The organism is Rhodococcus sp. FG69 (assembly GCF_057808915.1).
Genome location: NZ_JBMDIX010000022.1, coordinates 44,323 through 55,738, shown reverse-complemented (window position 1 = coordinate 55,738; position 11,416 = coordinate 44,323). Strand labels below are relative to the sequence as shown.

The window sequence follows — 11,416 nt, the reverse complement described above, 5'->3', positions numbered from 1 at the left end:
TAACGTTCACGTAACGTTCAACCCGATGATCACTACCGACCAGACTATTCTCGAGCAGCCGGGGACGGCCCCCTCGTCGAAAATCGGGTCCATTGCAGCACGCGTGCGCGGGGTCAACCGCGCCGACGCTGCGGCAGCCTCGGCCTTCACCGTCCTCGCCCTGTTCGTCCTGCAGGGACAGTGGCGGAACCTGTCGAACGGCTACCTCTACAACAGTGGCCAGGACCAGGCGATGTGGGAGTGGTTCTTCGCCGTTGCCGCGCATTCGGTCGTGCACCTCGAGAACCCACTGTGGAGCGATCTGCAGAACTACCCACTCGGCGTGAATCTCATGGCCAACACGGCCATGTTCGGGCTGTCGATTCCGTTGGCGCCCGTCACGCTGCTGTTCGGCCCCACCGTCACGTGGGCAATCGCGCTGACCATCGGACTCGCCGGCACCGCCTATGCCTGGTACTGGCTGTTTTCTCGGACCGTGGGCGCATCGCGCGGCGCATCCGCACTGGGCGGCGCACTGTGCGGCTTCGCGCCGGGCATGATCTCCCATGCAAACGGACACCCGAACTTCGTCGTTCTGTTCCTGCTGCCCGTCATCGCCTCGTTGGTCGTCGCCATCGCGCGCACAGGTCCGACTACCAAGAAGACCATTGCCCTCGGTCTCGTCGTCGCGCTGCAGATCATGCTCGGCGAGGAACCGCTGCTGATCTTCGCGATGGCCTTCGGGCTGTTCGCCCTCGTCTACTACGTGGGAACACCGCGAAGCTTCTGGCCCGCCGTGAAGAACTCCTGGAAGAGCCTCCCGACAGCCGCCGTTCTGGCGCTGGTTCTCGTTGCATTCCCGCTGTACTGGCAGTTCTTCGGGCCGCAAAGCTATTCGTTCCTCGAACACGGCGCAATGGGCAACGACGCCAAAGCACTCACGCAGTTCCCGACGCAATCGGTCGGCGGCGTCACGACGCCCGGCGAGAACGTCCGCATCAACGCCACCGAGGAGAACGCATACTTCGGATGGCCACTCCTGGTGCTCGCGCTCGTGGCGGCCGTGTGGCTCTGGCGCGTGGCATGCGCGCGGGCCGCCGCAGCAACGGCCGTCGCCGTCATCGTGATTTCGCTCGGATCCGAGCTGATCATCGGCAAGAAGAACACCGAGATCGAACTGCCCTGGCAATGGCTCGCCGATACGCCACTCGTCGAGTCGGTCCTGGAAACCCGTTTTGCCCTCGCCGCAGTACCAGCCCTTGCCCTACTGCTGGTGCTGGCGACAGACGCAGCGTTCAAGCGCGGGCTGCGACCGATCCCGGCAGTCTGGTCCATCGCTTTGGCCTTGGCACTCGTCCCGCTGCTTCCGACACCCCTGCAGGTAGTGGAGAGAACCGCGACGCCACAGTTCTTCGCGAGCGGTGACTGGAAGAACTACGTCGACGACGGTTCAGTGGTCACTGTTCCGTTGCCTCGCCCAGAGGATGCGCGGCCGCTGCGATGGCAAATCGAAGCCGACATGAGCTTCCCGCTCGCAGGTGGCTACTTCGTCGGACCGAGCGACACCGAGGAAAAGACAGCCAAGTACGGCGCAGTGGACCGCCCGACCGCGTTGCTCCTCGGATCCGTCCGTAACTCGGGAACAGTTCCGGAGATCACAGCCGAGCAGCAAGCCGACGCCCGCGCCGATCTCCAGTTCTGGTCCGCCGACGTCGTGGTGCTTCAACCGGGGCGCAACAGCGTCGCACTGCGCAACACCGTCAACGCCCTACTCGGCTTCGAGGCCGAGTACCACGAAGGCGTCTGGATCTGGGACGTCCGCACCCTCGTTCCCTGAACGCCTCTCAAGGGTCATTCCGCAGGCTCCACTCCCGCCCCCAAGGGTCATTCCGCAGGCTCCACTCCCGCCTCCCCTAACATGATCGAGTGCGTTCCAAACCCGAGTTGAAGACTGCTCGCATCGGTACAGCCAAGACAGTTGCCATCCTCGCCGGGTTGATCGGAGTGATCCTCGCCCTCGCGACGCCGCTTCTTCCCGTCGAGGAATCGGCCGCGACCATCTCGTGGCCGGCGGAGAGCTTCGGCAGCGTCGAGTCACCGCTGGTGTCCTACACGCCGCTGAGCCTCGAGGCGTCGATCCCGTGCACCGACGCACCGGACACCCTCGTGTCCACGCTGCCGTCCGGCGCACCGGGCGTCGAAAGCCGCGGACTCGTCGTCAAGGTCACCGACGAGCAGAACCTCCAGGTGATTCTCCGGGATCGGGTTCTGGCCGAGGCCCCTGTAACCGCTGGGTGCGTGGTCACGGTGGACAGCAATTCTGCACGCACGGTGGTGAGCGTCGACGGCGAATCCACCACCGTCGACGGCGACGTCAGGCCACAGATGGTGGGTATCTTCACCGACCTGCAGCAGGCCACCCCAGGCCTGAGCGTCACCGCCTCGATCGACTCCCGGTTCTCGTCCAGCCCAACCCTGTTCAAACTTCTCGCGATGATCGTCGGCGCCCTCGCCATCGTCATGTCGCTGTTCGCGCTGCACCGGCTCGACGGACTCGACGGTCGTCGCGCACGCGGTTTCCTTCCCGCCCGCTGGTGGAAGATCACCGGCGTCGACGCCGTCGTCCTCGGGACACTGCTGCTCTGGCACATCATCGGTGCCAACACCTCCGACGACGGCTACCTGCTCAACATGGCCAGGGTGTCCGAGAACGCCGGATACATGGCCAACTACTTCCGCTGGTTCGGAGTCCCCGAAGCACCGTTCGGAATGCCGTACTACGACATGCTCGCCGCACTGGCGAAGGTCTCCACTGCGAGCGTCTGGATGCGACTACCTGCCCTGCTCGCCGGAATCCTGTGCTGGATGGTGATCAGCCGTGAGGTCGTCCCGCGCCTCGGCCGTGCCGTCCGTTCGTCGAAGGTCGCCCTGTGGACCGGCGGCCTCGTCTTCCTCGCATTCTGGCTGCCCTACGACAACGGCCTTCGCCCGGAACCGGTCATCGCCCTCGGCGCGCTGCTGACTTGGTGCTCCATCGAGCGAGCCATCGCTACCGGCCGCCTGCTCCCCGCGGCCATCGCGCTGCTGATCGCCGCGTTCTCCCTCGCCGCCGGTCCGACCGGACTCATCAGTATCGCCGCGCTGCTGGCAGGCGCACGACCGCTCGTGCAGATCCTGATTCGACGCGCACAAACCGTCGGGTTCGCCGCCCTGATCGCACCGCTGTTGGCGTCGGGAACCGCTGTTCTGATCGCGATCTTCGCCGACCAAACCGTCGCCACCGTCCTCGAAGCGACCCGGGTGCGGTCGGCAGTCGGCCCGAACGTGGCGTGGTTCGACGAGCGAATCCGTTGGGATTCACTGATGATGATCACTCCCGACGGCTCCCTCGCCCGACGGTTCGGCGTGTTCGTGATGCTGCTGTCCGTCGCGGTATCGGTCTTCGTGATGCTGCGCAAGAACGGACGGATTCCCGGCACAGCGATCGGACCGTCCCGCCGCATTCTCGGTATCATCATCGGCGCACTGGCTTTGATGATGTTCACTCCCACCAAGTGGACGCACCACTTCGGGGTCTACGCCGGTCTCGCGGGGTCGGTCGCAGCATTGGCCGCCGTCAGCGTCACGGCCGCGACCATCCGTTCGCCGCGCAATCGGACACTGTTCACCGCTGCTGTGTTGTTCCTGACGGCGCTGGCCTTCACCGGCTCCAACGGCTGGTGGTACGTCTCCAGCTACGGCGTTCCGTGGTTCGACAAACCGCCGTCCATCGCAGGGAAGGGTTTCTCGACGCTCTTCCTCGGACTGACCGTCCTGACGCTGATGTACGCTGCGTACCAACATATTCGGATGCCGTACGTAACACCGGCCACCAAGAAGCGTAGAAGATTTGCACCCTCGGCGTTGACCATCGTCGCAGGCGGTGTCGTGCTGTTCGAGGTGCTTTCGTTGCTCAAGGGCGCGGTGGCGCAGTACCCGGCATACTCGATCGCACGCTCGAACATCGACTCCCTCACCGGAAACGCGTGCGGGCTCGCGAACGATGTACTGGTGGAGACCGATCCGAATACTTCTTTGCTGCAACCACTTTCGGGAGGCTCGGATCCCCTGGGCGCCGGCGGAAACGTCGGGTTCACACCCAACGGTGTCGCCTCCGATCTGACCGCAGACGCCGAGGAATCGACCCAGGGCGCAGCCAACTCGGTCACGCCCACCGACGGCAGCACCACCGTCTCGACAAACAACTCGGGAACCGCGGGCGGCACCGAGCCGAACGCCGGCATCAACGGCAGCACCGTGACGCTGCCGTTCGGTCTCGACCCGGCCACCACGCCCGTTCTCGGCAGCTTCGGCAGCGAAGAGCCTTCGTCGCTGACGACCGACTGGTACGGCCTCCCGGGAGACGGCGACCTGATCGCCATCGCCGCCGCAGGCCGGATCCGCTCGATCGATTCGGACGGGATCGTCACCCCCGGCCAGAGCGTCGAGGTCGAGTACGGCATCCGAGAGGGCGCCGACGTACGGGCGTTGGGACGCGTCATGCCGTCGGACATCGGTCCCGCACCGTCATGGCGGAATCTGCGCGTTCCTCTCGCGGACCTCCCAGCGGAGGCCGACGCCATTCGCATCGTCGTCGACGATTCCGATCTCGCAGGCAATCAGTGGGCCGCCGTCACGCCTCCGCGCGTTCCGAAAACAGAATCGCTGAACGACGTCGTCGGCTCGGACGCACCCGTGCTGCTCGACTGGGCCGTCGGACTCGCCTTCCCCTGCCAGCGCCCGTTCGATCACCGGTACGGCGTCGCCGAGGTGCCCGAGTACCGCATCCTCCCGGACCGCACCGGCGCCGAGTCGACCAACGCGTGGCAGGACTGGATCGGAGGTGGACCGCTCGGCTGGACCGAGCAGCTACTCGGAGCTCAGACGTTGCCGTCGTATCTGAAGAACGACTACGACCGCGATTGGGGCTCGATCGAGAGATACACACCACTCGACCCGGACGCGACGCCCGCAGAAGTGACCGTCACCGAGGAGACGCGATCGGGATTGTTCACCCCTGGACCGATCAGAAACGACTGAGCGCCCGGTTTTCATGCCTGGTTCGGTCCGACGGTCTGGACCAGGCATGTGTGCTCTTCTGATCACGCTCGCATAACATCGACAATCGTGCCCGACGCCGTGACAGATTCATCCGCCGTGCCCTCCGTTCCTCCGACGAAGGGTTCACCGGTCGATCTGCGCTCTCAGGTGCGCACGACACGACTGATCGCGATCGTCACGGGCCTTCTCGGCGCCCTGCTGGCGATCCTCACGCCGTTCCTCCCGGTCGTGCAGACCACCTCGACCATTCAGTGGCCCGAAGCCGGAGTCATCGAGGACGTCGACGCCCCTCTCGTGTCGCAGGCAGCCGTCGACTTCTCTGCGACGATCCCGTGTTCGGCCGTCGCGCAGCTGCCGCCACAGGGTGGACTGCTGCTCGCGACCGCCCCGCCCCAGGGTGAGGGTGCTGCACTCAACAGCCTGTTCGTACGCGTCGGCGAAGGCTCGGTCGACGTCCTGGACCGCAACGTGGTCGTGGCCTCCGCACCTCGGGCCGATGTCGAGGGCGCCGGGTGTAGCTCCATCGAGATCGTCTCCAACAGCGACTACACCACCGCCGAGTTCACTGGCTTGACCGACGAACAGGGCGCTGAGCGCGTCGGCCGGCTCGACGGTGACCTCCGGCCCCAGATCGTCGGACTCTTCACCGACCTCACCGGCGCGGCCCCGTCCGGCATGTCGGTCACGATCGACGTCGACTCGCGGTTCTCCTCGAGCCCGACGATTCTCAAACTGCTCGCGATGATCCTCGCGATCGTCTGCACCATCATCGCGATGGGTGCGCTCGGGCGACTCGACGGCATCGACGGTCGCGGTCACCGACGTTTCTTCCCGTCGCACTGGTGGAAGTTCACCGGCGTCGATTTCACCGTCGTCGGTGCCCTGATCGGCTGGCACTTCGTCGGAGCGAACACGTCCGACGACGGCTACCTGCTCACGATGGCACGGGCCTCCGATCAATCCGGCTACATGGCCAACTACTTCCGCTGGTTCGGCGTCCCTGAGGCCCCGTTCGGCTGGTACTACGACGTGCTGGCCGTGTTCGCGAAGATCTCCACCGCGAGCCCGTGGATGAGACTGCCCGCGCTGATCGCCGGCGTGCTCTGCTGGATGGTGATCAGCCGTGAGGTCGTCCCACGACTCGGCCGTGCCGTCCGCAAGTCGAATGTCGCCCTCTGGACGGGCGGACTGGTCTTCCTTGCGTTCTGGCTTCCGTACAACAACGGGCTTCGTCCCGAACCGATCGTGGCTCTCGGCGCGCTGCTGACCTGGTGCTCGATCGAACGCGCAATCGCAACCGGCAGGCTGCTTCCCGCAGCGTCGGCATTCTTGATCGGCGCCTTCACTCTCGCGTCTGCGCCGACGGGCCTGATGTGTGTCGCTGCGCTCCTGGCAGGTGCACGACCGATGGCACGCATAGTCGTTCGCCGCCACCGCCTCGTCGGCACCCTCCCGTTGCTGGCGCCGTTGGCTGCCGCAGGATTCCTGGTTCTGGTCGTGGTGTTCGCCGATCAGACCTACGCCACCGTCATCGAGTCGACGCGTGTGCGGACGGCAATCGGACCGAGCGAAGCGTGGTACCAAGACTTCCTGCGCTACTACTACCTCTTCGTCCAAACTGTCGACGGTTCCGTCGCGCGTCGTTTCGCGTTCCTCGTGATGCTCCTGTGCCTGTTCTCGACCCTGTTCATCCTGTTGCGTCGCAGGCGCGTCCCCGGCATTGCCAACGGACCAGCATGGCGTCTCATCGGCGTCGTGTTCGGAACGATCTTCTTCATGATGTTCAACCCGACCAAGTGGACTCACCACTTCGGGTCGTACGCAGGGATCGCGGGCGGTCTCGCAGCCCTCACCGCCGTCGCGATCTCGGCGAGCGCGCTGAGGTCGCGGCGAAACAGGACGGTATTCCTCGCCGGGCTGATGTTCGTTCTCGCACTGGCATTCTCAGGCATCAACGGATACTGGTACGTCTCCAGCTACGGCGTTCCGTGGTTCGACAAGACGGTGTCCTTGAGTGGAAATCAATCCAACACACTGTTCCTCATCCTGTTCGGCGCTGCTCTGGCGCTGGCCGGATGGCAGTACCTGCGTGAGGGCTATGCGCCTCCACAGCCTCGCGCCGGAACCGAACGCGGCAGGCGCATCAAGAAATTCGCGGCCGCTCCCCTGACCGTCATCGCCGGACTGATGGTGCTGTTCGAAATACTGTCGCTGGTCAAGGGCGCTGTGTCGCAATACCCGGCCTACTCACTCGCGCGGTCCAATATTCAATCCCTGACCGGCAATTCGTGCGGGCTCGCGAACGATGTTCTGGTGGAAGCGAATCCGAACGCAGGCGTACTCGATCCGATTCCCGCGGCCTTCGACCCCGAGACCGGCCCACTCGGTGGCGAAGACCCATCGAACTTCACCCCGAACGGCATCCCCACCGACCTCAGCGCAGACGCGGTGGAAGTCAAACCGGGACAGGGCAATACCGATCAGCAAAGCGTCGGTCCGGCATTCGAGGAAGGCCAGAGTTCGGGCACCGGCGGTGGCATCGGCGCCCAGGGCGTCAACGGCTCGACCGCGGCACTGCCCTTCGGACTCGATCCGGCCACCACCCCGGTTCTCGGCTCCTACCAGCCCGGGATCCAGGAACCGGCGTCGGCGACGTCGAGCTGGTACTCCCTTCCTGAGCGCTCGGACGACGCCCCGCTCATCGTGGTTTCGGCCGCCGGCCGCATCCTCTCGTACGACGACACCGGAGCGCTGACCTACGGACAGTCACTCCTCGTCGAGTACGGAACGCGTCAGCCCAACGGATCGGTCGACGTCAAGGGCACCTACCTGCCCCGCGACATCGGCCCGGCACCGTCATGGCGAAACCTGCGCATCCCGATCGCGGACCTGCCTGACGACGCCGACGCCGTCCGTATAGTCGCCAACGACCCGAACCTCACCGGCGACCAGTGGTTCGCATTCACGCCGCCACGAGTTCCGCAGTTGGAGAAACTGAACGATCTGATCGGCAGCGAGCAGCCAGTTCTACTGGACTGGGCTGTGGGGCTGCAGTTCCCGTGCCAGCGTCCGTTCGACCACGAGTACGGCGTCGCCGAGGTGCCGGGCTACCGCATCCTCCCCGACCGTCCCCTGGCCGTCAGCTCCACCGACACCTGGCAGGCCGGCGACAACGGTGGCCCCCTCGGCTGGAGCGAACTCCTCGCCAAGCCGGTGACGGTGCCGACGTACCTGAACCTGGACTGGGCACGCGACTGGGGCTCCCTCGAGCGCTACGACCCGTACTACCCCCAGGCCGTACCCGCGACGGTCGAGACCGGCGAAGTCACCAGGTCGGGCTTCTGGACGCCCGGGAACTTGAGGGTGTTCGACCAGTAGGTCGGTGGGTCGGCCCCCTGATCGCTTGGGTCCGCCGGCCCCTGATCGCTTGGGTCCGCCGGCCCCCTGATCGCTTGAATGGTCCATCCATACGAACAGATAGCGTGGGTGGCCCATCCAAGCGGTGGGTCGCCGGGCCGTCCGTGCTTTCGCCCTATCACCCAGCACCGACATCGCTGAACCCGTCGCGCGGCTTTCACGAGAGTTGTCCACAGCCTCAGCCGTTGTACACAGGCATTCTGTTTCCCTTGGTGGACGCCGTCGGATCGACGACACAGCGTGACACCGTCTGCCCATGAAACGAGGACAATGGGCAACACAGCGGGAGATACTCGACGGCGCGTCCATGAACGGGGTGATCACCCGGAAGGCGCTCCGGGAGTGCGGAGTATCCGACGGGTCGATCACAGCCAGGACTACCGACGACGGCAAGTGGCGTCGAATACTCCCTGGAGTCGTTCTACTGCAGAACGGTAATCCGAATGTAGTACAACAGCTTTCAGCGGCGCTCCAGTACGGGGGTGAGCAGAGCATGCTGACCGGCGGCACGGCAGTGATGCAGCATGGCTTCGATAGGGTCGGCAGCGATGTACACATTCTTGTGCCATCGACGATGCGTCGGGCATCCACGTCGTTCGTTCGCGTCGAACGGACGACACGTGTGCCCGAACCAGAGCGCCGGGCGAGGTTGCTCGTCGCACCTCTGCCTCGTGCACTCGTGGACACCGCGCGGTCATTGCGGTCGACCGAAAGTTGCATTCGCCTCTTCGCTCAGGCGATTCAGCGCGGATCGACAACTCTCGACGCAATCGTTCGCGAACTGAACGAAGGGCCGAGACAGTACGGTGCCGTCGGATGGATGGCTGCACGGCAACTCGCCGACGACGCGCACTCCGTTGCCGAAGTTCAAGCCCAGAAGCTCTATGCAACATCAGGTTTGCCCAAGATGGTGCACAATCGCGATGTGTTCGCCGCCGACGGCACCTTCCTCGCACGGCCCGACGGCTGGGTCGATCTGGTTGCGTACGGGTGGCAGATCGACTCGTTCGCATACCATCTGAGTCCGCCCGATCACGCCAAGACGATGAAATGTCGAGCGAACATGGAGCGCGCGGGAGCGGTCATGGTCTCGCACCTACCGCAGCAAATCCGGGACGACCCTCAGGGGGTGCTGGCCGACCTTCGCGCCGGCTACGAGCGCGCACTCGCCCGACCGCGCCCCAACCTGCGACTCGGGCCCGCTTGAAAGGCACACCCATGCTATCTGACCGTATGAATGGACCATTCAAGCGATCATCGGGGCCAGCGACCCACCGCTTGAAAGGCACACCCACGCTATCTGACCGTATGAATGGACCATTCAAGCGATAAGGGGCGGGCGGGCGGACAGTCAAGCGACAAGGGCGGCGGGCCTAGATCGGAAACAGGTGATGCTTCCGAGGATTCTTGAACACCTCTTTGTCCTTCAGCAGCTTCAGCGCCTTACGGAGCTCCAAGCGGGTGGACGACGGCTCGATGACGGCGTCGATGTATCCACGCTCGGCGGCGACCCAGGGGGTCGCAACGTGCTCGTTGTAGAAGTTGATGAGCTGCTGACGGACGGCGGGTGCGTTTTCGCCTGCTTCGGCCATCTGCTTGCGGCCGATGATGTTGACGGCACCTTCGGCACCCATGACCGCGATTCGTGCTGTGGGCCAAGCGAAGTTGATGTCTGCGCCGAGCTGCTTGCAACCCATGACCGCGTAACCGCCGCCGTAGGCCTTGCGGACGACGATGGTGACCTTGGGGACCGATGCCTCGATGTACGAGAACAGGAATCGGCCGCCGCGCTTGATGACGCCGACCTTCTCCTGGTCGACGCCCGGGAGGAACCCAGGAGTATCGACGAGGAACACCAGCGGAATGCTGTACGCGTCGCAGATGCGCACGAAACGCGCTGCCTTGTCGGCACTGTCGGCATCGAGTGCGCCCGAGAGGAACATCGGTTGATTGGCGACGACGCCCACTGAGGTGCCGTCGATTCGCGTCAGACCGGTGATGACGTTCGGCGCGATCTCCGACGACAGTTCGAGGAAGTCCCCGTCGTCGAACAGCCGCAGAATGATGTCGTGCATGTCGTAGCCGGCGTTGTCGGCGTCGGGCATGATCTTGTCGAGTGTCAGGTCCGACTCGGTCACCTCGGGTTCGAGCCCCGGGTTGACGATGGGCGGATCTTCCTGGCAGCTCGACGGCATGTAGCTCAGGTAGTTGCGCACCCAGTCGAACGCGGCCTTCTCGTCGACCGCAACGTGGTGCACATTGCCGTACTGGGCTTGCTTGCGTGCACTACCGAGGTCTTCGAGGCTGACTTCTTCGCCGGTGACGGACTTGATGATGTCCGGCCCGGTGACGAACATGTACGCCTCTTCGGTGGCAACGACGACATCGGTGTTGATCGGCGCGTACACCGCTCCACCCGCGCACTTGCCGAGGATCACCGAGATCTGCGGGCAGAAGCCGGACAGTGGTTCGTGGCGACGCCCGAGCTCCGCGTACCAGGCGAGTGAGGTCACCGCGTCCTGCACCCGGGCACCGCCCGAATCGTTGATACCGATGACCGGGCACCCGACCTTGATGGCGAAGTCCATGATTCCGGCGACCTTGCGCCCGAACATTTCACCGACAGTGCCACCGAACACGGTCTGGTCGTGCGAGAAGACCGCGACCGGCCGGCCGTCGACTGTTCCGTGACCGGTGACCACGCCGTCGCTGTACAACGCCGAAGCATCGTTCGGTGCACGTACCAAAGCACCGATCTCGACGAAGCTGCCCGGATCGAGCAACATATCGACACGCTCGCGGGCGCTCGGTATGCCCTTCTTGGCGCGTTTGGCGACGCCGATCTCACCCGCCGGTTCCTTGGCAAGTTCGAGGTTGGTCCGCAGGTCGGCCAACTTTTCGGCGGTGGTACCAGTCAAGA

5 protein-coding genes are annotated in these 11,416 nt (G+C 64.7%); 4 read left to right on the top strand and 1 reads right to left on the bottom strand.

Translation table 11 applies throughout. The features are described from left to right. The first annotated feature begins 25 nt into the window (after nucleotides 1-25). The 4 genes from ACODSO_RS17860 to ACODSO_RS17845 all read left to right on the top strand — a co-directional run bounded on the left by ACODSO_RS17860 (nucleotide 26) and on the right by ACODSO_RS17845 (nucleotide 9,703). The gene (locus ACODSO_RS17860; protein WP_489038113.1) at nucleotides 26-1,816 is read left to right on the top strand and encodes a glycosyl transferase; all 1,791 of its coding nucleotides are present in this window, start codon (nucleotides 26-28) and stop codon (nucleotides 1,814-1,816) included. Between the two features lie 89 nt (nucleotides 1,817-1,905). Next, on the top strand, nucleotides 1,906-5,058 hold the full coding sequence (locus ACODSO_RS17855; protein ID WP_489038112.1) for an arabinosyltransferase domain-containing protein: 3,153 nt from the start codon (nucleotides 1,906-1,908) through the stop codon (nucleotides 5,056-5,058). Between the two features lie 87 nt (nucleotides 5,059-5,145). Next, nucleotides 5,146-8,457, top strand: coding sequence for an arabinosyltransferase domain-containing protein (locus ACODSO_RS17850; protein WP_489038111.1), 3,312 nt, complete (start codon nucleotides 5,146-5,148; stop codon nucleotides 8,455-8,457). A gap of 295 nt (nucleotides 8,458-8,752) precedes the next feature. After that, nucleotides 8,753-9,703: a hypothetical protein gene (locus tag ACODSO_RS17845; RefSeq protein ID WP_489038110.1), complete on the top strand. Its 951-nt coding sequence runs from the start codon at nucleotides 8,753-8,755 to the stop codon at nucleotides 9,701-9,703. A 166-nt stretch (nucleotides 9,704-9,869) separates the two neighbouring features. Here ACODSO_RS17845 and ACODSO_RS17840 read toward each other — a convergent pair whose 3' ends face one another. Continuing rightward, entirely contained in the window at nucleotides 9,870-11,414 is a 1,545-nt protein-coding gene (locus tag ACODSO_RS17840) for an acyl-CoA carboxylase subunit beta (protein WP_489038109.1), read from the bottom strand. Nucleotides 11,415-11,416: the final 2 nt, after the last annotated feature.